Raw genomic sequence first — 21,757 nt, forward strand, 5'->3', positions numbered from 1 at the left:
GGGCGGTTCAGAGCAGGGTGGAGTCGCGATGTCCGGCGTAGAACGCGAGCGCGTAGCTCGGGGTGCTGAAGTAGATCTTGGAGCCCTTCGGGAAGAAGATCGCGTCCTTGGCCTTGGCCACCGTCTTCTGTCCGGTCTCCTTGTTCTCCAGCAGGAACTCGCCCTCGAGGACGACCTTCATCTCGTCGTAGGCGTACTCGTAATACAGCGGCGCGTCGGTGTGGCGAAGCTCGAAGTAGCCCGAGCACATCTCGCTGCCGTCAGGGTTTTCATAGACGTCACCGATGAAGCCCTCGGTGCCGGGATACTCGGACTCGGGCATCTTCGGAAGGTTCTCCCAGGCTCCGCTGGTAACCCGGAACTCGAGTGCGTTGCTGGTTTCGACGGTCATATCTACTCCTTCTGTTCAGTTGGCTCTCCAGCGATCTGGATCACCGTAGGAAACTTGTTGCCTGTGATTAGACTCTCGGACTGTTTCGAGAGTGTGACGGCTGTGTTGAATGACATGCAACATGTCCAGCGGTGGGAAATTCGGGCGTGCTTCGCGGCGCTGCGTCGGCGTCGGAGAACATGCGGAGTGTCGCGACTCGCCCGATTCCCCGACCCAGCCTTTTCCCAGATTTGTCGCCTAGCCTCGGGCACATGAGTGTCCTGGCAACGACGCCGCCCGGCGACGTGACGCCGCGCCGAGAGGCTCGTCGGCCGACGGGCCTCGGCGCGGCGGTGGTCACCGCGGTCATCGCACTGCTACTCGCGGCGGCGGTCTACGGCGTCGCGGTCCGGACGTCATGGGGACAGCTCGTCGACCAGTACGTCCTCGATGCGGCGCGGCGCGCTTCGGCCGTCGCCCATGTGCCGCACATCCTCACCGTGCAGGCGGTCACCGATCCGCGGGTCTGGGTGATCGCGGCGATGCTTGCCGTCGGCGGGTCGGTGATCCCGGCGGTGACCGGACGTACGCCAGTCGGCATCGCGCTCGTCAAAACCGCTGCGCTGCTGGTCTTTCCGGTGATCATCGTGGTGCTCACCCGTTACCTGCGCGATGGTGTGCTGGTCCGGCCGCGGTTGCATTCCTGGATCGCCGAGACGTCCAATTCGGCGCCGTCGGGTCATGCCGCGGCGGTCACATCGTGCGTGGTGGTGTTGATCGCCGCGTCGCCGAAGTGGCTGCGCCCGATCGTCGTCGCCCTCGGTGCGACGTGGGCGTCTGTCATCGAATTCGGCCTGATCGCCGACGGCTGGCACCGACCCAGTGATGTGGTGATCTCGGTGCTCATCGTCATCGGTCTCGGTGCCCTGCTGCCCGATCCGTGGGCGGACTCACCGACGCCTCGGGGCTCGTTCTTGATGCGCAGCCTGGCGTTTCTCGTGACCGTCATCGCCACTCCGCTGATCGTCGGCACGTCGTACGGCGACCCGCGACAGATCGCGACGGCGGTCGGCGTCGCGATGGTCATGGGTATCGCGCTGGGCGGATATCGCCCGTGCGCATATCGCTCACGGCTGGGCTGACTGCGGCTCAATGGTCTCCGTCTGGGCAGACGCTGCGCCCTGAAGATGCCATTGACTAATGTCACGGTTGATGCTGTCATGGACTCATGACCGTGGCACCCCTCACATCCACCGTCGACTCGGGCCCGGACGAGGTCTCCGCCCGTCTCCTCGAATCCGCGGCGCGCCTGTCCCGCAACGCCATGACCGAGATCGATTGGGACGCCCCGATGGATCCGACGAAGTACGGTTGCAGCCCCGAATGGTCGACGCTGTACGGCACTCCCTATTGGGAGGAGATGACCGAGGAGCAGCGGATCAAGCTCACTCGCCACGAGTTCGCGTCGATCATGTGCATCGGGATCTGGTTCGAGATGATGCTGCAGGGCGTGGTCATCCGCGATCAGTACCTCGCCGACTATCACCGACCCGAATTCCAGTTCGCGCTCACCGAGATCGCCGACGAGTGCCGCCACTCGATCATGTTCGCCAAGGCCAGCGAGAAGATGGTCGGCACGTCGTACAAACCGCATCCGCGGCTCGGACGCTTCGGCAAGTTCTTCATGGCGACGGTCAAGGACGAGGTGGCGTACGCGGGCATCCTCGTCGCCGAGGAGATCCTCGACGTGTTCCAGCGCGGGTGCATGCGTGACGAGCGGGTGCTGCCGTTCATCCGCACCGTCAACGAGATCCACGTCCTCGAGGAATCACGACACATGAAGTTCGCCCGCGAGGAAGTGCGGAAGTCGGTGCGCGACATCGGCTTCATCAAACGACAGTGGAGCGCCTTCTACCTCGCGACCGCCGCCTCGTACATCTTCACCAGCCTCGTGCGCCCGCAGGCCTACATCGACGCCGGACTCGATCACCACCGCGCCATCGGCGAGATGCGGCGCAACCATCACTTCCAGTCGATGGTGCGCACCGGGTGCGCGCACCTCATGGAGTTCCTCGACGACGTGGGACTGCTCACCCCCGCCGCCGCCCGCGTGTACCGCAAGGTGCACATGCTCTGAGTGGTGTGTGCTCTGGGAATGCTTGTGGTGCAGGGAGTCTCGAGGAAAGCACCGGTCGGAGATCATCGGTCGACGTAGACACTCCAGCGGGGGGCGCGACCACCCGTCGGTGATGGAACGCGAAACGGCGGGAGATACCAATATAACTTCCACCGATCCGGAGCGACACACCGTGAAATCTCGGTCGGCGGCCCGCTCACGTGGAATCTGTATTTGCATCCCACGTGAGGCGCGGCGACGCTGACTGGACCACCGCCATCTTCGGTTCTCGCAAGCCGGCGCCGAACCTCGGCATCTGAGTAGCCATGCGGTTGGGATCGTTTGTAGCTCCACGGAGACACCCCGCCGACGATCGGTGAGGACCCGGAACGGCGGGAGATACCAATATAACTTCCACGGATCCGGGGCGACACGCCGTGAAATCTCGGTCGGCGGCCCGCTCACGTGGAAGCTGTATTCGCATCCCACGTGAGGCGCGGCGACGCTGACTGGACGGGCGCCTGTTCGAGTTCACGAAGCGCGCGGTACGCAAACCTCGGCATCTGAGTGACCGTGGGATTGGGACCGCTTGTGGCTCAGGGGGTCTCGAGGCTCCTCGCCCCAGGGGGCTCGTCGCACCTCGACCATCGGTCGAAGAAGACCCAGCGGGACAACCCGGAGCCGCGGGAGATACGAATACAACTTCCACCGATCCGGGGCGACACGCCGTGAAATCTCGGGTGCCGGCCCGCTCACGTGGAAGTTGTATTCGTATTCCGCGGAAGCGACGGCTACGCGGGCTGGACGGGCGCCTTCTTCAGTTCGCGTAGTGCCGTGCGCAGACCTCGGCGTTTGCCGGTGTCGGGGTCGACGCCAAAGTGGTTCGACATACCGCCACGGATGGCGAACCGCAGTTCCGACGCGGTCTCCGGGGCGTCGTCGGAGGTCGCCTTCAAGAGCGCATTCGGCAGGGCCAGCTTGAGAATCGTACGGAACGACTGCGCGTACTGATTCAGGATGCTGCCGGTGGTGTAGGGCAGGTCGTACTTGTCGCACAGTTCGCGGACGCGGACGCCGATCTCCTCGTACCGGTTGCTGGGCAGGTCCGGGAACAGGTGGTGCTCGATCTGATGACTGAGATTGCCGCTCATGAAGCGCATGATCGGTCCGGCCCGGAAGTTGGCCGATCCCAGCATCTGTCGCAGATACCAGCGTGGCTGGTCCTCTTCCTCGTACTCGGCGACGGTGAACTTCTCGGCGCCGTCGGGGAAGTGACCGCAGAAGATCACCATGTAGGACCAGTAGTTGCGGATGAAGTTGGCGGTCAGGTTCGCGGTGATCGTGGTGCGCCAGTTCGGACCCGAGAGCGCCGGGAAGATCAGGTAGTCCTTGGCGGCCTGCTTGCCGACCTTGCGGCCGATGATCTGCAGATCCTTGGCCGCCTGCCGGTAGGTCTTCTCCTTCTTGCGGAGCTTCTCGGTCTCGAGATGGTGCAGCGCCACACCGTATTCGAAGAACGTGCCGAGCGTCAGGTTGTAGATCGGGTTACCGACGTTCCACCATTCCCACGGCTGGTCGCGGGTGACGCGAAGGATTCCGTAGCCCACGTCGTCGTCCATCCCGACGATGTTGGTGTATTTGTGGTGCACGAAGTTGTGTGAGTGCTTCCACTGCACGCTCGGGCACGTGGTGTCCCACTCCCACGACGACGAATGGACCTCGGGATCGTTCATCCAATCCCATTGGCCGTGCATCACGTTGTGGCCGAGCTCCATGTTCTCGATGATCTTGGCTGCGCCGAGCAGTCCGGCGCCGAGTAGCCATGCGGGTTTGCGGTTGCTGAACAGCAACACCACCCGCCCACCGGCGGCCAGTGCTCGCTGAAAGGTGATGGTGCGCTTGATGTATCGTGCATCGGCCGCTCCGCGCGATTCTTCGATGTCGCGTCGGATGGCGTCGAGTTCGGCGCCGAGCGCCTCGACGTCGGCCTCGGTCAGATGGGCATAGGTGTCGATGTCGGTGATCGCCATGAGCATCGTCCTCCCGATGATCGGACTGGTGTGCGGCGAGGTGTGCCGCGTGATGGGATGCGGCCGCGGGCTGGACCGGCATCAGTGGTTTCTTCTACAGGTCGAGCGTGCATTCCCCGGATACGGCGCTGATACACGTCTGGATACGTTCGCCCTCGCGACGTTCCTCTCCGGTGCGCAGGTCACGCGCGTACCCCTGGGCCAGCGGGACCACACAGGTTTGGCAGATGCCCATCCGACAGCCGAAGGGCATCTGGATTCCAAGATTCTCGCCGGCCTCGAGGAGTGTGGTGGCACCGTCGAGTTCTGCGGTCTTCTGGGATTTGGCGAAGGTGACGGTGCCGCCCTCGCCGCCGAAGTCGGTCCGCGCGATGGCGAAACGTTCGATGTGCAACTGATCGCGGAGGTCGGCCGCCGAGTACGCCGACTCGATCTCGTCGAGGAAGGCGACCGGCCCACATGCCCAACAGGACCGTTCCCGCCAATCGGGGACCTGCGCGTCGATGTCGTCGATGGAGAACTTGCCGTCCGACCGAGTCAGTTGCAGCGCAAGCGAATACGTCGGTACCTGCTCGTCGAGGGACTCGAGTTCGTCGAGGAAGATCACCTCGTCGCGGGTTGGCGCGGAGTGCACGTGGACGGTGTCGGGGATCTCGCCGCGTGCACTCATCGAGCGCAGCATGCCCATGACCGGGGTGATCCCGCTGCCCGCGGTGAGGAACAGGATCGACTCGGGCAGCGGCTCGGGTAGATGGAAATCGCCCTTGGGCGCGGCGAGGCGGATCACCGTGCCCGGGGCGACACCGTCGACGAGGTGCGTCGACAGGAAGCCGTCGGGGTTGGCCTTGACGGTGATGGAGATGGTGTCGCCGGTGTTCTCCCCGAACGACGTCAGCGAGTACGAGCGCCAGTGCCATCGTCCGTCGACCTGTAGACCGATGCCGACGTACTGGCCGGCCTTGTAGTCCGAGGGGAATCCCCAGCCCGTCTTGATGACGACCGTCGCCGAGACGTCGGTCTCCTTGCGGACCTCGACGATGCGTCCGCGCAACTCGCGCGCCGACCACAGCGGATTGATCAGGTGCAGGTAGTCGTCGGGCAGTAGCGGTGTGGTGGCCCGTGCGACCAGTCCGCGCACGACGTTGGCCTGCGGGTTCTTTGCGTTGACCCCCGCGGCTGGGCGTTTGCTCCAGCGGAGAAGATTCATCGGCCTCCCTCCGGCAATGTGTGTGCACGACTGTACACCCACTTGGTGGTGCGCATCACAGACTCCAGGCTGCCCGCATCACGGATGGATGTGGACCTCCAGCAGATGTGCGCCCCACCCCGGCAGCATGACGAAGACGTACTCGTCGGGGTCGGCGGGACGGTGATGGTCGATGCCGGTGAGCAGGTCGGTGAGGGTGGCGGTGGACCCGGTGAGCTGCGGCCACGGGGTCTGCACACGACCGGCGGCCGCGGCGTCGTCGAGGTTGACCACGATCAGGTGGCGGCACCCGCCGCCTGGGGCGTCACGCGCATCGGTCCACGCCCAGGCCACCAGTCCCCCGGTGGGCCGATCCGGCCAGCCGTGAATGTGCAGTGGGTCGAAAGTGCCTGTGCTCATCGGACTTTCACTGATCGCGCCCAGAAGGATGCGATAGAAGTCGCGGAGGTCGGGGTCCACCGGTTCGGCAGGTTCGCGCCGCAGTTGCACCGGTAGGCGGGTGGTCCGACCGTCGGCCTGGCCGTCGTGGACGAGGCGGGCGCCCGGCTGGGTGAGTGCGGTCAGCGCCGCAGTCCGGTGGCGGTGACCGAACACCGATTGCGCGCGCGGCTCGTCGTGATTCTCGACGAAGCGCACCTTGCCGGCGGGGTCCGGGTCGTGGTGGATGAGGCGGGCGACCTCGTGCGGATGGTGCTCGAGGGCGTCGGTGAACGCCTTGTCGTAGCAGTGGTCGAAGCCCTGGATTCGTAGCAACTGTTCTGTACCCCAATAGGACTCGGCGACGAACAGGAAGTCGGGGTGCTGCTCGCGGACCGCGGGGATGACCCGCGTCCAGTAGTCCTGCGCCGGTGCCGGTCCGACCCGGTCGCCCCAGGTCCGGGTGAAGATGTCGGTGCTCATGAGCATCGCCATGTCGCAACGCACGCCGTCGCAGCGCTCGGCGATCCCGCGCAGTTCGTCGATCGCGGCGTCCACGGTCTCCGGGTGGAAGGCGTTGAGCTGCAGAACATCTCGCCATGGCGGAAAGTGGGGGTCGCGGCCGTTGGCCAGGACCCGCCCGCCGACCCCGACGAACTCGGTCGGGCGGGCGGCGAGGTCTTCGGCGGTTCCGGCGACGAAGCGTTCGGGGTGCGCGGTGACCCACGGGTGGTCCGTCGCGAGATGGTTGGGGACGTAGTCGAGGATCAGTCCGATCCCGCGGGCGGCGAGGGCGGCGCGGGCGGTGGCCAGCCCGTCGCACCCGCCCAGGTGCTCGTCGACGACATAGTCGCGGATGCAGTAGGGCGAGCCGACGACGTCGTCGGAGGTGTAGTCGGGCAACGCGGAGCGGAAGGTCTCGACGAGCTGGCCGTCGGCCAACGCGATCTCCACGCCGGCGGGACTGCGCTGCCACACGCCCATGAGCCAGACGGCGTCGACGGGTCCGACGGCGATGCTGTCCCACACGTCCTCGGGCACCGTGGCGAGGGTGACGGGGTGGCCGAGCCGCCGGCCGATCCGCTCCAACCACGGCCAGGTGTTGATCTCGTAGATGACCGGGTGGGGCTGCACAGCGTTACTGTGCCAGATCTCTGGCCGTCAGCCACCTCGGCGGTCGGGTTCGGCGGCCCCAAGGATCGCGGTCCTTACCCTGAGGGGGTGGTGGACCTGAGGTGGCAGTACTGGCAGGTGCTCGATCCGGCGGACGAGAGTCTGCGCTGGCTCGCGATCACCCGGCCCAAGGCGCATGCGCGGATCGACCGGACCAAGATGTGGACCCTGCTCGCCGACAAGGCGGTGCTGGTGGCCAATTGGTTCGTTGCGGAGGATCATCAGCGCCCCGAGGCGCAGCGCCGGTGGATCCACGACAGCATCACCGGATGGGACTTCTGCGAGGCGGCCGTCGAGGTGGGCCTCCCGACGGCCGACGAGCTGGCGCGGATCGCTCGTCCGGAGGCGATGCTGACCGTCGATCAGATCGACCGCATCCCGCTGGTCGGTGTCGTCGGCAAGCGAGAAGCGGAGCGGATCTGGGTGGCGCGCCGGGGCTAATCCTGGCCGATCGTTCCCGCGTCGCCGCTCGTTCCCACCCCGGTCAGCCTCCACCGGCCCGCGGCGCTCTGATGCTCCCAGAATCGGGTGAAACGTCCACCCGCGGCGAGCAATTCGTCGGGACTACCGTCCTCGACGATGCGGCCCCGGTCGAGCACGATGACCCGGTCGGCGCGCCGGATGCCGGCCTGCCGGTGGGCGACGATGACGCGGGTGCGTGGGCGGTCCTGCGCCGACAGGGCATCGACGAAGGCGCGTTCGTTGCTGTTGTCGAGGGCACTCGTTGCTTCGTCGATGAGCAGCACGGGAGCGGGTTTGACCAGGGCTCGGGCGATGCTGACGCGTTGGCGCTCACCGCCGGAAAGGACCGAACCTCCTTCTCCCACCGCTGAATCGACGCCATCGGTCAGCCGGTCGGTAATCTCGTCGACCCGGGCGAGCGCGGTGGCGCTGCGCAGGCGCTCGGGTGTCGCCGACGGATCACCGGCGGCGACGTTGTCGGCGATGCTGCCCTCGATGAGATAGGGCTGCTGGAACACCACACTGGTCAGCGCGCGGCGGGACTCGTGATCGAGGTCGGCGGCATCGACGCCGTCGAACAGGATGCGCCCCGACGTCGGCTGATGCAGGCCGGCGATGAGTCCGAGGATCGTTGACTTCCCCGATCCGGACGGGCCGACGATGGCGGTGGTGGAGCCGGGTTCGATGACGAGGTCGAAGTCGTCGAGGACGGGGTGTTCGGGGTCGTCGTAGTCGAATCGGACGCCCTCGAACGTGATCCGCGGTGCCGTGGTCGGAGCCGGCCGCGACGTCGGTCCGTCGATCAGCCTCGGGGCATCGAGGACGGTCCGGATGCGCCGCAGGGTCAGACGCACACTCTCCAGGCCGCCGGCGAGTTCGCCGAGCGCGGTGAACGGTTCGAGATAGCGGACGGCCACCACGATCAGCGCGACGGCCTGCGCTGTCGACAGATCACCGCGCACGGTGAGCCATGCGGCGGTGCCGGCGAGCGCGAACAGTGCGATCTGTGCGGCGAGACCGAACAGCAGTTGGCCGGGGACCTGCAGCAACAGCAGCCGCAGCGTTGCGCCGTGTTGGCGGGTGAGAGCGTCGCCGGCGAGGCTGCGCTCCGGATCGGCACGACGCGCGACGCGCAACGCCGGTTGCGTGCGGGCGAACTCGACGACACGCTCGGTCAGGGCGGCATTCGCGGCGTCGGCCGCGTGGTCGGCGCGCCGACTGATGGCCCCACTGGCCCACAGGGCGCCCAGGAGCAGCGGGACACCGGCCAGCGCGACCAGCGCGAGTTGCCACGAGATCGCCAGCAGTGCAAGGCCGATGACCACCGGCAGTAGGATCGCGCCGAGTAGCGGCACCACCAGATAGACGACGACGCCGACCAGATCCGGTCCGGTCGCGGCGATGGCCTGCCGGGCGGTGGCGGTGTTCTCCGCGCCGAACCAGGTCGGCCGGATGCGCGACAGTCGCTCGGCGAGCGCATGTTGGCCGCTGCCCAGCAGGGTGAATCCGAGGTCGTAGGCCACCCGCGAGCCGACCCAGTCGGTGAGCCAGCCGGCCACGGTGGCCGCAGTCAGTGCGGCGAGCCAGACCAGCGCGTCGCCGTGGCGGCCGTCGAGCAGCGCCGACACCAGCGGCACGAGCAACACGACGCCGACCGCGCGCAGCAGCACCGAGAGCACACTCAGCGCGACGAACTTCCGCACATCCGGACGGGACCGATCCGGCAGCAGCGAGATCAAGGTGGTGATCATCGGCGGGCTCCCTCGGTCGGTGCGGCCTGCTCGGTCGGTGCGTCCCGCTGGACGGGTTCGGTCGCGGCCCACAGTGTCGCGTAGGTCCCGCGCTCGGCGAGAAGCTCACGGTGCGTTCCGGTTTCGACGATCCGTCCTCCGTCGAGGACGACGATGGCATGGGCGTCGGCGATGGTGTGCAGCCGATGGGCGATGACCAGCACGGTACGACCGGCGGCCAGGCGGCTCAGCGATTGCTGGACGAGGAACTCCGACTCCGGGTCGGCGAAGGCGGTGGCCTCGTCGAGGATCAACACCGGGGCGTCGGCGAGGATGGCGCGGGCGATCGTCAACCTCTGACGCTCACCACCCGACAGTGCGGCGTCGGGTCCGAGTGGGGTGTCGTAGCCGTAGGGCATAGCGAGAATCCGCTCGTGGATGTTGGCGTCGCGAGCGGCCTGCTCGATGTGCGTGCGACTCGCGTCGGGGACCGCGAGCGCGATGTTCTCCGCAACGGTCCCGGTGACGAGTTGGGTGTCCTGCAGCACGAATCCCAGTTGGCGGTACAGCTCGTCGGCGTCCATGGTGGCGATGTCGCGACCGTCGATCCGGATCGTTCCGGCGCCGGGGTCGTGGAACCGGGCCAGCAGCGCCGCAAGGGTGGACTTGCCCGAGCCGGACGGGCCGACCAGCGCGGTGACGGTCCCCGGCGCCAGATGCAGTGAGATGTCGTGCAGGACAGGAACTGCGGGGCGATAACCGAAGGTGACCCGATCGAAGACGACGCCGGGGTCGGTCGATCGCGGCGGGGTGGCGTCGCGGGTGACGAGTTCGGGTTCGTCGAGGGTGATCTGGATGTCGCGCGCGGCGAGCATGCCTGCCTTGAGCCCGCTCAGACCGTAGCCGATGCCGAGGAGACGGGCGCCGAAGGTGGTGCCCAACAACAGGAACGGGATGAGATCGATCGGTTCGATCCAGCCCCAGATGACGAATCCCGTACCCACCAGCGCGATCAGCCACAGGAAGGTCGTGGGGCGGGTGACGAGGTCCATGACGGTCTTGGTACGGACGAAGGGCCGTTGCCACTCTTCGAGGAAGTCGATGTACTCCTCGAGCCGGGCCCGGAACCGCGAATCCATCGAGCCGCCGAACACCCGGATCACCGGTTGCGCATCGAGATACGACGCCGCCTCGCCGTTCATCCGTTCTTCCCACGCGTGCGCGACCGGGATCTTGGAGCCGGACGCGATGATCATGCGGTACATGGTGAACACGTAACCGAGGACGGGTAACAGCAGAAACAGTGCCACCCCCCAATCGACGACGAACAAGTAGATCAGCACCGCGATCGGCGCGACGACGGCCGACACCGCGTCGAGTACCGCGTGTGTGACCAGATAGTGCAGCGAGAGGGTGTTGTCCTGGACGAGTGACTTGATGCCGCCGGAGCTTCGAGAACCGAACCAGCCCAAGGGAAGTCGTGCGAGCTTGCGCAGCAGCCGGCTGCGCAGATCGCGGGAGAAGCGGGCGTCGACGGTGTGCAGCCACAACAGCAGCGCCGACTCCAGCAGGATGCCGAGCCCGATCAGGGTGACCGCGAGCGTGCCCACGAACCACAGCTGTCCGGAGTCGGCGCCGGCCAGCAGGCGGCGGGACAGCTCGACGAGAAGGACATACGGAGCGAGTTGGAGCAGCGTGACGATCGCCTGCAGGACACCGGCGATGGTGAGCGTCGGCTTCAGCGGGGCGAGCAGTTTGCCCGCGGCGTTGGCCCGCCACTGGCCCTGTGGGGCGGCGTCGGCGGGAGCGGCCGCACCGGTGGCGGCGGGTGGCTCGATCGTCTCGACCACCGGAGTCTCCTCGGTGGAGGTTCCGTCGGGGGACTCCGCGTCGGGGTCACGCTCTTTACCCATCGCCTTGCCCTGCGCCCAGTAGGCCTGGACGTGGGTTTCGGACTTGGGGAATCCGAACTCCTTGAGTCGTTTGCGGATCTCTTTGAGCGAGTTCGATTCCGGGCCGGCCCAGGCGTACCAGTCCGACCAGTCGCGGGACTCCAGGGCGGACGCGAGTGCGGTGGCGTCGGTGCGTGGGACCCAGTGCAGCCGCATCCGCGGGTGGCTGTTGAGCGGGATCTCGCGGTCGGCGGGCTCGTGCTGCTCGAGGTAGGCCTCGATCGGGATGTCGTGCGGCACGGCGTCGATGATCGAGTTGATCGCCGGGATGGACGCCGAGTCGCCGATGACCAGGTAGCCGGCGGGCGGGTTCTCGTCGGGCACCTCGAACGGCACCGAACTCATGTACATCGCCGAGATGGACTGTCCCGGTTGTGCTTGTCGCGCCCATTGCGAAGCCGGGCCGGACGGCTCGTGGAGCACGAAGTCGAGGGCGAAGGTCCCTGCGTCGGCGTCAGCCTCGGCAAAGGTGTAGCCGCGCTGGTGCTCACGACCGTCGTCGTCGGGGAACCAACCCCGAATCCACGAGGTGGGCCCGGTCAGCGCCTCGGAGAACAGGGTGTCGGAGTGGAACCGCACACGAACGAGGTGTGAGGCACGTTGCTCGACGCTCGTGACCGTCGCCAGATGATCGCGCGCGCCGAACGCACGCATGACCGCTCCCCCGAATCCACGGGACATCTGCCCACCCCCATCGTCGTTGCGTTCTCAGTGCGACCGGCTCGTATCGGGCGTGCGTCCGATATGCCGCGCAGCTTAGGCAACGCTAACAAACCAGGAGTGGAGTGCACAGGGTTCTGGGTCGGTCGTTCAAGTTCGCTTGACGATCGCAGCAACTCCCGCGAGCGACATCACGATCCCGGCGAGAAGGGTCAGCCACAAACCGATGCCGACGGTGATGCCGAGTGCGGAGAGATCCCCGACGCCGGAGATGTCGGCGGCGGCGATCAGCACCGTGACGGCGCCGAGAAGCAGCGCGCCGATGCCGGCGATCAAGTGCAGGGCCGACCTCCTGCCGAGAAGTGTGCTGACCGTGCCGGCGACGAGCGCGATCCCGCCGAGCACGACGGTGATGACGCCGTCGGTCGCACCGACCTCGGAGTTGCCGACGCCGGTGACCGTCACGAATCCGCTGACCCACGGAAGGAACGCGGCGAGCACGGTGAGTGCCCCCGTGGTTGCGATCAGCGCGGCGATGATGCGGACCGCCGGTGAGACCCCTATGGCGCCGGCCGCCGGCGCCATCGGCATCGGCATTGCGGAACGCTGACTGTACCCGCCGGGTACGGGTGGCGCGGCCGGGGTGATCACCGTCGGGGCGTCGGGACCGTACGAGAATGATTGCGGCCCATGGGCATGCGCGGGATGGGGTGGATGGGCGGTGAAAGCGGAGCGCTGCGCGCGAGGATCGGGGTATGACATGGGTGCTCTCTCGGGTCGGGGGCGGTCCCCTCAACCTTCGGACACCCCCGTCCGATTTGCACCACTCGGTCATCTCGAGGGACTACGGGTGCCGGCGAGCGCGAAACGCAGGTAGTGCACTACTCGTGCCGTGCCGGCGGCTCGGTGTGCTTCTCATTTTCACCAGTGTGCTTCCCCTTTCACCATACGACCGCAGGTGGGGCTTGCGGCAAGGGCCGGTGGTGGGTGCACACTCGGTGCGCTGGCACAGACCCACCACCAACCCGCCCGCGGAAGGCCATTGATGACCGCTGCTCCGACACCCTTCGAAGAACACGAGTCCGGCGCCTACCTGCACGGCACCAAGGCCGTGCTGAACTCCGGTGACCTCCTGGTGCCGGGATACGGCTCGAACTACGAGGAGGGACGCATCGCCAACCACATCTACTTCACGCGGACTCTCGACGCCGCGGCGTGGGGTGCCGAGCTGGCTCTCGGCGACGGACCGGGCCGCATCTACCTCGTCGAGCCGACCGGACCCGTCGAGGACGATCCGAACGTGACCGACAAGAAGTTCCCCGGCAACCCGACCCGCTCGTTCCGCTCGCGTGACGCGGTGCGGGTGGTCGGCGAACTGACCGACTGGGTGGGGCACTCTCCCGAGCTGATCGAGGCCCGGCGCGCCGGGCTAGCCGATTTGCGCCGACGCGGCGCGGCGGTGATCTATGACTGATCGGTGCAGGTGCGCACCGCGGCGACAGCGTCGGCGGCTAGACTCGTGCCAGGCCGCCGTCAGCCCGAAACCGGTTGGGCTGCAAATGGTGTGCCCGGAGAATGAGGCACCGTATGGTCCGGTTTGCCGCAGTAGCCGTCCTCGTTGTCGCGGCGGTGGCCGCGGTGATCGCGGCCGTCGAATGGTCGTGGGCGTGGATCGTCGCCGCGGTGGTCCTGGTGCCCCTCGCGGCGGTGGCCGTCTACGACATCACGCAGCGCCGGCATTCGATCTTGAGGAACTATCCGGTGCTCGGCCACATGCGGTTCCTGCTCGAGGCGTTGCGCCCGGAGATGCAGCAGTACTTCGTCGAGCGGAACTTCGACGGCCGGCCCTATGATCGCGACACCCGCTCGCTGATCTACGAACGCGCCAAAGGCACTGCCGCCGAGCTCGCCTTCGGCACCGAGCGTGACATCGACCGGCCCGGCTACGAGTACCTCGTCCACTCGACCGCCCCGATCGAGAATCCGCCCGAGCCGTTTCGCGTCCGTATCGGCGGGCCCGACTGCACCCGCCCGTACGACATGGCGCTGCTGAACGTGTCGTCGATGAGCTTCGGTGCGCTCTCGGCGAATGCGCTGCGCGCCTTGAACAAAGGCGCGATGAAGGGCGGGTTCGTCCACGAGACCGGCGAAGGTGGTCTGACGCCGTTTCACCTCCAGGGCGCCGACGTATTCTGGGAGATCGGCTCCGGCTACTTCGGAACCCGCACCGCCGACGGGCATTTCGATCCCGACACGTTCGCGGAGAAAGCCGCCGACGACCGCGTCAAGGCCATCAACATCAAGCTGAGCCAAGGCGCCAAGCCGGGCATCGGCGGCGTCCTGCCGGCGGCGAAGGTGACCGCCGAGATCGCCCGCTATCGCGGTGTGCCGCAAGGACAGAAGTGCGTGAGTCCGGCCGCGCACTCGGCGTTCTCGACGCCGCGCGAGTTGATCCGCTTCGTCGCGAGGCTGCGAGAGTTGTCGGGCGGCAAACCCGTGGGTTTCAAGCTCTGCGTGGGCTCGCGGATCGACGTCCTCGCGATATGCAAGGCGATGCTCGCCGAGGGCACCACCCCGGACTTCCTCGTCGTCGACGGTGCCGAGGGTGGAACCGCTGCTGCGCCTTTGGAATACGAGGATCACGTCGGTCTGCCCCTGACCGACGGGTTGATGACGGTGCACAACGCGCTGGTCGGCGTGGGGCTGCGCGACCGCATCCGGATAGGTGCGAGCGGAAAGGTTGCCTCCGGCAACGACATCGTCAAACGCCTGATCCAGGGTGCGGACTACACGAATGCCGCCCGCGCGATGATGATGGCCGTCGGGTGCATCCAGTCGCAGCGCTGCCACACCAATCACTGCCCCGTCGGCGTCGCCACCCAGGACCCGCAGCGGGCCCGCGCCCTCAACGTCACCGACAAGAGCGAACGCGTCTACAACTATCAGAAGGCGACCGTCGCCCAGGCCATGCGGATCATGGCGTCGATGGGCGTCGACGACCCGGCCCAACTGAGCCCGCACCTGCTCCGAAAGCGGTTGTCGGCGACCGATCAGCGCTCCTACGCCGAGATCTTCGAATGGCTCGACCAGGGTGTCCTGCTGACCGATCCACCGGCGTCGTGGCGGGCGGACTGGGAGCGCGCGGATGCGGACTCGTTTCGGCCGTATGTGGGCAGCCGGATGTGGACCTCGGCGGGCATCTCGGGTGAAAAGAATCGATCAGTATGACGAAGTGCCCGGGATCCGGGTGAAACGTCATACTGATCGTTTGTGTCGATCCGTGGTGAGCGGTTCATTGTGCCTGTGTGTAGATGATGCGGAGAGCCGCTATCCGATCAGTTGATGTCGGATTTCCGACGAGTTTCGCGTCGCTGACCATGGGTTTTCGTGTGCAGGCTGGGGCGCCCGGGTTGGTCGATGTGGGCACGGCGGCTGGATGTGATCATCCGGGCTGGAGGTCGGCTTTCTTATTTCAGGGGAGCGCACACAGTTCTGACACTTCGAAGTCGTGTTGATCTTCGATTGGTTTTCGGTGCCGGAGGCGCGACTGAGGACGGCCCGGATTCGGGGCCGCCCTCAGTCGCGCTGTGGTTGGTGGTAGGTCAGGTGCGGTTGGGCATTCGGATCGGTGGATATCCGAGGTCACGTTCTAGGCGCCGCCATTTTGCGGCGATGGATTCTGGGCGGTCGCGGTTTGCCGATTCGAAGCGCTCGATCTCACGCGTGTTCACGACGGCGAAGGCCATCGCGATGATGATCTTGACCATTGGTTCGCGGCGCGGCCCGTACTTGAGGTGGACCAGGCCGGCGACCGTCCGTGATTTGATCAGTTTGAATCGTTGCTCGGTGAGCGCTCGTGCGGCCTCGTGGTAGATCGCGTGGTCGTTGGATCCGGGTGCCCACTGCCTGAGCTGTTGTCATTTGCGTTCGTCGTCGGTCAGTGTGATCGTGACGCTGCGCTGTGTGCAGCACGGATACAGCGGCGTGTCCGGCCCGGGTTCGATGTGAGGCAGATCGAGCCGGTCCTCGGTGTCCGGGTTGTGCCAACGGGAACAGCGGACGTTGCCGAGGCTGGCCGGGCAGCTCAGCACCATCTTGACCGCCTTGTCGGGCTGTGCGCCTTCAGCGGGGCGTCCTGGTCGAGTGTTGCGCTCGATGAGTCACCTGTCGACGCCCATCAGCCTCGGCAGGAGCCGACGGAGTCGGCGTTCGCGAGCCTCCCATTCGTCTGTGTCGAGCACGTCGCCCCGGCCTTCCCACGGCACACACCTCATCGGTTCTCACGCAGAGCAGAGGTGTCCATGCGAACGTCGAGTCTGAAGGCGATGAGTCTGAACGCGATCACTCGACGCGAAGGTAACAGGGTGGGGGAATGCCCCGTTGCGGGCACCTCCACGCCACGCCTACAGGTGTCACCGCCAACACAGAGCGAACGTGCGCCACGACGGCACTACGATGAGCCACGCGGGCTCCCTCCAAGACGGGTGCCCGAAGGGGGCGGGCGCTGTTGGCGCAGCGTCTGCCTCCGCCCCTATGAATGAGCACTTCACGCACCATAAGACACCAAGCAAGGTGAATCATTGAATCGCGAGATTCTCGGCGTGTCGGGGACTTGAGCCTGCCGTAAGGGTGCGCAAATCTGGTTTTTCCTCGCCAGCCGTATAGCCTGGACGCATAAATCGAAGCCCAGTCGAATGAGGGGAAGGGTCAACCGTGAGCCATCACTGACGTAATCTGTCGGTGTTGCCACGTAGACCATCAGCCATGAACCTGCGCGTGCTTAATGAACCCGAATCCGTCACCGATCTGTGCGCCCACAGAGCTCTTTACCCTTCCGATGCACCCTGTATGCACCCCCGCTGCTCGCAGCGTTGTCACTATCCTGAATCAACCCGCGGCCGGCGCCAGATGTTCTGCTCGTCGAACTGCGCTAAAGACTATTCAGCACAAAGACTCTCGCTGATCCGCGAACTCCAGTACATCGACACGGCCCTGGAGCAGGGCGGCACCCGCGGTAGTCTTGCCTCTCAACTCCGGAGGCAGCGCGCGCACGCCCGATGGCACCTCGCGCGCTTCGGCGGCGAACCCACCCCGGCAATAACAGCATCGTCGCCCGCTGGAATCACGCGCGGCTGACGGCACCGGTCATTAACGAATGACACCCGGGAATGCTCAGTGAACAAACCAGCAAACCATGGCAGGTCATGGGACCTCGACGAGTACGAGCAACTGGTCGAAGCCATAAGGGACGGGCTCTCACTCGATGAGGCTGCCGATCAACTGGAGCGAACACCAGGAGCAGTTGATGCCCGGGCCGACTATCTTATCCTCGGCACCTTGCCTGAACCGTCTGCGCAACGCTCCCCCGGCGGCTACGAACGAGCCTTCACCGTGCTATCCGATCCTGACTACGAGTGGATGGAGGTTCTGCTCGAGAACATTCAGTCTGCCGGTCAACACCTTTGGGACGCAGAGTCTGATTCACTGTGCGCCTCGGCGTGGGCTGATCGTTCACCAGCTCTTGAGAAACTGGCCGCTTCATTTGGCGTCTCCGTGGCGTCTGTTGTTCGACGATTCGTTGATCTGGGGTACGGCGACACCACCGAAGCAGTCCGCGCGCGGTTTGGCATGAAGACCAGGCGCAGCAATCGTTCCAAACGACCGTGGACGCTGCTCATCACCACGGGCGCTGGCAGGGTTTACCACGTCAGTCAACATCTTGAGCAGTGGGATGCTGTTCTCGAGCGGGACTCGTTGATGCCCAACCAGGATGCGCACCTAGATGTTTCAGTGACATGGAGGTGGGAGATCGTGTGGTCCGCCGATCCCGACGAGATCCCCTGGGCTGCCTCGCGGGGCACGTTCCATCCCGACGCAGCCCACACGCTCGGGTCAGAGTTCATCGACGACCAGCTAACCAACGGCGGATTCAAGGTCATGTGGGGCGAGCTCGAGGGCGGCACCGCGCCTGTTTTTATGTGTCCGACGTGTGCTTCACTTGGCCTGTGGAGTGTTGAAATGCATTCTCTGGCAGCGTCACCCGATGGTTCGGAGAAGACAGATGTCTACCTTCGGTGCCTGCGCGGGCATGAAGATTGCGGATCCATCCCCAACGCCATCGCAGGCGAATGGCTCGCGCTCCTTCCGCAAGTGCCGCAGGACACTGACAAGGAGACCGCTCCTGGAGGCAACGCACACACGCACTCTGAACCAGCAGGTGGTGCAACTCATGTAGAGGTACATGAGGACGATATCGATATTGCCGACGAGGATTTCTTCTAAACCCGGTCACTCATAGACGCGGCTTGACGAGCACTCGCGCGACCGACGATCGCATTCGCGAGATCGATCGTTGGTGCAACCGTGGTCCGGAAGTACTCTGATCGCGGATTGCTCCACCCGTGTGGGTCACTCGCGGACGGATGATTGAACGCCGCGACAAGGCGTCGCGTGTTGTCGACGCGCCCTAGGTAGAGCGGAAGGTCTGCGCGGATTCTCTTTTCGAAGTTGAGCGCGGACTGCACGTTTGGCCAGAGTCGCTTTCCCTGGATGATTGTCAGCGTCGGTTGCAGGATGCGGACCGTGGCCGCGAGATGGGTTTCGCAGTTCTTCGACATCTCTTCGATCTGCGCCGACTCACGTCCCCGTGCGGTTCGCTTCACGGCGGAGCACAGCCGGAGGTTGATCAACGCGTATGCGTCCAAAACGTGAGTTGGTCCCGCGTTCTGGATACCGAGGTACTCGTCGTTCCAGTCTGTGTCTGGGATTTCCATCGCGCACTTCAACGCATTCATGACACCGCGCATGTGGGGGTTGCGGTTGCTCGGGACTTTCGCTCGGTCATGATCACGGCTCCGCGCTTCGCGATTATGGAAAGAGGGGCCCTCGCCGCGTTCCATTCCTACGATCAAAATGCGACGATGGACCCCGTCCACCTGCATGTCGTAATGGGTTCCTACGTAGCCCATTTGAGCCGGGTAGTAGTCACGATCGGTGCGTTCATCGCCCTCCGGGCCCATCGCAGCCGCGTGGCACTGGAAGAACGATCGGCAGATGATCTCGGAATCGCCCAGAACGTTCCTGGCCATGTACTCGTCGTACTGCGCGATGCGGCCTGCCGTGCGGGTCGGGTTACTCGACCACTTGGGTCCGCCGTCTACTTTCTCTGCATCGTTCCACTGATCCTCGGAGCCCTCCGCAGTGGCTCCGGGATTCGGGAACACGAAGTCCGGACGAGTTGGCTGGGGTTTCGCCACGGGAGCGAGAGCCTCCGGTGTCGGCCTAATATGTTGATCTATCCAGGCAAGGCCGCCCACGTCCAGTTCTTCTCGCGCGCGGGTGACTGCGACGTAGGCAAGCATCGCTTCTGGCGGCCAGATGGGCTTGAGTTCTGTTGGCGCGCCGTCCTTGTCGGTGGTGGCCCGGTTGAAGTCGTCAGAGATCTGCACGTTGGTCCACTCTCGGCCTTTGGCCTTGTGCGCGGTGGAGATGACGACATCGGCGCGCTCCTCCGAGGTGAGGGAGTCGACGACTCGGACGATCTCGGAAGTACCGTACTTGTCGACCAAGTCGACAAATGTGCGCATGTCGGCACCCGCTGGCTCATCGGCGAACTCACGGACCTGTTGCCACGACGAAAACAAGTAAAGCTCAGGATGATTGGTTGATCCTGTGCCGTTGAGCTGATCGGCAGCATCAGCTAGCCGACGCACTTCTGCGCCGCCACCCACGATCGCCACTTTCCTCCCCTCGCTGAGCTCCGTGATCGCATGGCGGACGGTCCCGCTGTTTGTGCGGCAGAGCACAGCGCCTGGGCGCTTCAGAGACACAAGGCGACTGGGATGCGCCGCGACACCTGTAAGTCGCTTGTGACTGTTCAGGACGGACAACCACTTGTTGGCCTCATCGGCAATCTGCGGGCCGAATCTCCATGACTGGGTGAGTAATAGTTCGCGATCTGCGGGCCAGGTGGCAAGCGCGTCCACCGCGCCCCGCCATTGGTAGAGTTGTTGATCGGAGTCACCAACTACGACCTGCTGCGCATTCGTCTGTTCACGAACAATCTGTGCGACAACAGGATTTGTGTCCTGTGCTTCATCGAGCATGACGACGTCCGCAGGAAGCCTCGGATGTTGAAGAGCCCAGATCTTCAGGTAGTGATCGTGTGTGAAGCGGAGTCGTCCTTCGACATTGCAGATGTCCTTCCACGCACGCTCAGCGTAGGGAACGATCAGTTCGGCGAGGTGGTTGTACTCGGACTTGCTGAGAAGCGGTTCCGGTGGGACGTGGTGGACGGTGATCTGCTCGTCTGCACTAATGCAAAATCGGTTGACCGCCTCAGCGACAAGCCGAGCCCCACGCAGTCGGTCGATAATCCGACCGTGGCGAAGGAGTGCCCTAAGTGGAAGATCGATCGCACCAATGCCGAGGACGTCGGCAGCGTCCCGGACGGTCTGGCGTGGTCCGTTCAGTCTGGCCGCGTAATCCTTACCGACTGCTCGAAACGCGAGGGAGTGCATCGTCCGAGAGTCCACATGCCGGGGGAACTTCCGCCGTGCCTCATCAGCGGTCACCCGGTTGTAGGCGATGTAGATTGTCTGCTTGCGGACATGCTCAGAGACTTGCTTGAGCGTGGTCGTCTTGCCAGTCCCAGCGCCGGCCTGAACGACGAGACTGGATCCCTGGCGTGCGGCATCGATGATCTCGCCCTGCTCACTCGTTGGTTGCATCGCGGTCCGTTCCTGACTCTGCCAGCCAGCGCACTCGCATGCCTGGCAGAATCCTGTAGCAAGTAGATAGGCAGTCTATGGTGCGGGTCCTGCCGTTTCGACCCATTCAACCCGGAGCGATGCCGCGGTGCCGTAGCTCGAAGCTCTCCCACGTGGGCGAGGTTGATACTGCCGCGAACCCACCGATGAACTTATCGAGTGAAGCTGTGACGAATTGCCGACCGTGGGTTTGTGGCGGCCCCCATTCGTCTTCCGTGTCATCCGACAGGGTGAACCCGCCGAAGGCTCTTGAACGCGGACGTTCGTGTCGCCCCTCGGAGCTAACCTCAACGAGCCGTCCTTCCGACAGGACGCCGAAAGCCTTGAAAGGAGCCAACGATGGCCACCAAGACCGTGTTCTACTCCTTCCACTACGAGCGCGACGTGCACCGAGTGCAACTCGTCCGACAGATCGGGGCGCTTGAGGGCCAGCCTCTTCTTGGCGCCCAGCAGTGGGAGGCTGTGCGCCAGCAGGGTGATCAGGCGATCAAGAACTGGATCCACAAGGAGATGGCCTACAAGCGCGCCGTTGTCGTTCTGATTGGTCAGGAGACCGCCTCTCGGCCGTGGGTTTTGTACGAGATCGAGAAGGCGTGGGACGACAAGAAGCCGCTCGTCGGTGTGCGCATCCACGGGCTAGCATCGATGAGCTCCGGCGCAGACAGCCGCGGGGCGGACCCATTCGCCAAGGTTTCGGGTGTGAGCGGCGTTCCCGTGTTCGACCCGACACAGACGAATTGGCAGGGACAGATTGACACCAAGGCCACCTACGCGAACCTGTCCAACAACCTGGAGAGCTGGGTTGCGCAGGCCAAGACTCGCCTGCTGTGAGCTCCGAGCAGTGCCCGTTCTGCGCCATCGTCGCCGGCAAC

General features: G+C 65.1%; 17 protein-coding genes. 7 read left to right on the plus strand and 10 right to left on the minus strand.

The genetic code is table 11. The features are described 5' to 3' along the window. Window positions 1-7: 7 nt before the first annotated feature. The gene (locus tag QNM97_RS23605) at window positions 8-391 is read right to left on the minus strand and encodes a cupin domain-containing protein (RefSeq protein WP_265077220.1); all 384 of its coding nucleotides are present in this window, start codon (window positions 389-391) and stop codon (window positions 8-10) included. Window positions 392-642: 251 nt separating this feature from the next. On the opposite strand from QNM97_RS23605, the gene QNM97_RS23610 reads away from it, so the two are divergent. After that, on the plus strand, window positions 643-1,512 hold the full coding sequence (locus tag QNM97_RS23610; protein WP_283820574.1) for a phosphatase PAP2 family protein: 870 nt from the start codon (window positions 643-645) through the stop codon (window positions 1,510-1,512). An 86-nt stretch (window positions 1,513-1,598) separates the two neighbouring features. After that, window positions 1,599-2,507, plus strand: coding sequence for an AurF N-oxygenase family protein (locus QNM97_RS23615; RefSeq protein WP_006368876.1), 909 nt, complete (start codon window positions 1,599-1,601; stop codon window positions 2,505-2,507). Window positions 2,508-3,277: 770 nt separating this feature from the next. Here QNM97_RS23615 and QNM97_RS23620 read toward each other — a convergent pair. The 3 genes from QNM97_RS23620 to QNM97_RS23630 all read right to left on the minus strand — a co-directional run bounded on the left by QNM97_RS23620 (window position 3,278) and on the right by QNM97_RS23630 (window position 7,274). Further along, the gene (locus tag QNM97_RS23620) at window positions 3,278-4,516 is read right to left on the minus strand and encodes a fatty acid desaturase family protein (protein ID WP_283820575.1); all 1,239 of its coding nucleotides are present in this window, start codon (window positions 4,514-4,516) and stop codon (window positions 3,278-3,280) included. A 94-nt stretch (window positions 4,517-4,610) separates the two neighbouring features. Further along, complete coding sequence (locus tag QNM97_RS23625) at window positions 4,611-5,723, minus strand: ferredoxin reductase (protein ID WP_283820576.1); 1,113 nt, start codon at window positions 5,721-5,723, stop codon at window positions 4,611-4,613. A gap of 78 nt (window positions 5,724-5,801) precedes the next feature. Beyond that, window positions 5,802-7,274, minus strand: coding sequence for an alpha-amylase family protein (locus QNM97_RS23630; protein ID WP_283820577.1), 1,473 nt, complete (start codon window positions 7,272-7,274; stop codon window positions 5,802-5,804). A gap of 87 nt (window positions 7,275-7,361) precedes the next feature. Here QNM97_RS23630 and QNM97_RS23635 point away from each other — a divergent pair, with 87 nt between their 5' ends. Next, window positions 7,362-7,754, plus strand: a complete 393-nt coding sequence (locus QNM97_RS23635) for a hypothetical protein (RefSeq protein ID WP_283820578.1) — start codon at window positions 7,362-7,364, stop codon at window positions 7,752-7,754. Here the strand turns inward: QNM97_RS23635 and QNM97_RS23640 are convergent. From QNM97_RS23640 to QNM97_RS23650, 3 genes are all read right to left on the minus strand, one after another. After that, complete coding sequence (locus QNM97_RS23640) at window positions 7,751-9,526, minus strand: ABC transporter ATP-binding protein (protein WP_283820579.1); 1,776 nt, start codon at window positions 9,524-9,526, stop codon at window positions 7,751-7,753. The two genes, QNM97_RS23635 and QNM97_RS23640, sit on opposite strands and share 4 nt — an antisense overlap. Next, window positions 9,523-12,138, minus strand: coding sequence for an ABC transporter ATP-binding protein/permease (locus QNM97_RS23645; RefSeq protein ID WP_283820580.1), 2,616 nt, complete (start codon window positions 12,136-12,138; stop codon window positions 9,523-9,525). The genes QNM97_RS23640 and QNM97_RS23645 overlap by 4 nt, the downstream gene beginning before the upstream one ends. 129 nt (window positions 12,139-12,267) lie before the next feature. Continuing rightward, the gene (locus QNM97_RS23650; RefSeq protein WP_283820581.1) at window positions 12,268-12,879 is read right to left on the minus strand and encodes a hypothetical protein; all 612 of its coding nucleotides are present in this window, start codon (window positions 12,877-12,879) and stop codon (window positions 12,268-12,270) included. Between the two features lie 283 nt (window positions 12,880-13,162). On the opposite strand from QNM97_RS23650, the gene arr reads away from it, so the two are divergent. Together arr and QNM97_RS23660 are read left to right on the plus strand one after the other, a co-directional pair. Then, window positions 13,163-13,591 carry an NAD(+)--rifampin ADP-ribosyltransferase gene (gene arr, locus QNM97_RS23655; protein ID WP_283820582.1) on the plus strand — a complete coding sequence of 143 codons (429 nt, stop codon included), beginning with the start codon at window positions 13,163-13,165 and terminating at the stop codon, window positions 13,589-13,591. A gap of 113 nt (window positions 13,592-13,704) precedes the next feature. Next, entirely contained in the window at window positions 13,705-15,345 is a 1,641-nt protein-coding gene (locus tag QNM97_RS23660) for an FMN-binding glutamate synthase family protein (protein WP_283823309.1), read from the plus strand. Window positions 15,346-15,719: 374 nt separating this feature from the next. On the opposite strand, the gene QNM97_RS23665 is transcribed toward QNM97_RS23660, so the two are convergent. Continuing rightward, window positions 15,720-15,884, minus strand: a complete 165-nt coding sequence (locus QNM97_RS23665) for a hypothetical protein (protein WP_283820583.1) — start codon at window positions 15,882-15,884, stop codon at window positions 15,720-15,722. Window positions 15,885-16,034: 150 nt separating this feature from the next. Next, complete coding sequence (locus tag QNM97_RS23670) at window positions 16,035-16,211, minus strand: hypothetical protein (RefSeq protein ID WP_283820584.1); 177 nt, start codon at window positions 16,209-16,211, stop codon at window positions 16,035-16,037. Window positions 16,212-17,292: 1,081 nt separating this feature from the next. On the opposite strand from QNM97_RS23670, the gene QNM97_RS23675 reads away from it, so the two are divergent. Beyond that, entirely contained in the window at window positions 17,293-18,399 is a 1,107-nt protein-coding gene (locus tag QNM97_RS23675; RefSeq protein ID WP_283820585.1) for a hypothetical protein, read from the plus strand. Here QNM97_RS23675 and QNM97_RS23680 read toward each other — a convergent pair. Next, on the minus strand, window positions 18,396-20,846 hold the full coding sequence (locus QNM97_RS23680; protein WP_283820586.1) for a UvrD-helicase domain-containing protein: 2,451 nt from the start codon (window positions 20,844-20,846) through the stop codon (window positions 18,396-18,398). The two genes, QNM97_RS23675 and QNM97_RS23680, sit on opposite strands and share 4 nt — an antisense overlap. A 378-nt stretch (window positions 20,847-21,224) precedes the next feature. Here QNM97_RS23680 and QNM97_RS23685 point away from each other — a divergent pair, with 378 nt between their 5' ends. Then, on the plus strand, window positions 21,225-21,716 hold the full coding sequence (locus QNM97_RS23685) for a TIR domain-containing protein (protein ID WP_283820587.1): 492 nt from the start codon (window positions 21,225-21,227) through the stop codon (window positions 21,714-21,716). Window positions 21,717-21,757 lie beyond the last annotated feature (41 nt).

Source organism: Gordonia sp. L191, from assembly GCF_030077625.1.
GTDB classification, from domain to species: domain Bacteria; phylum Actinomycetota; class Actinomycetes; order Mycobacteriales; family Mycobacteriaceae; genus Gordonia; species Gordonia polyisoprenivorans_A.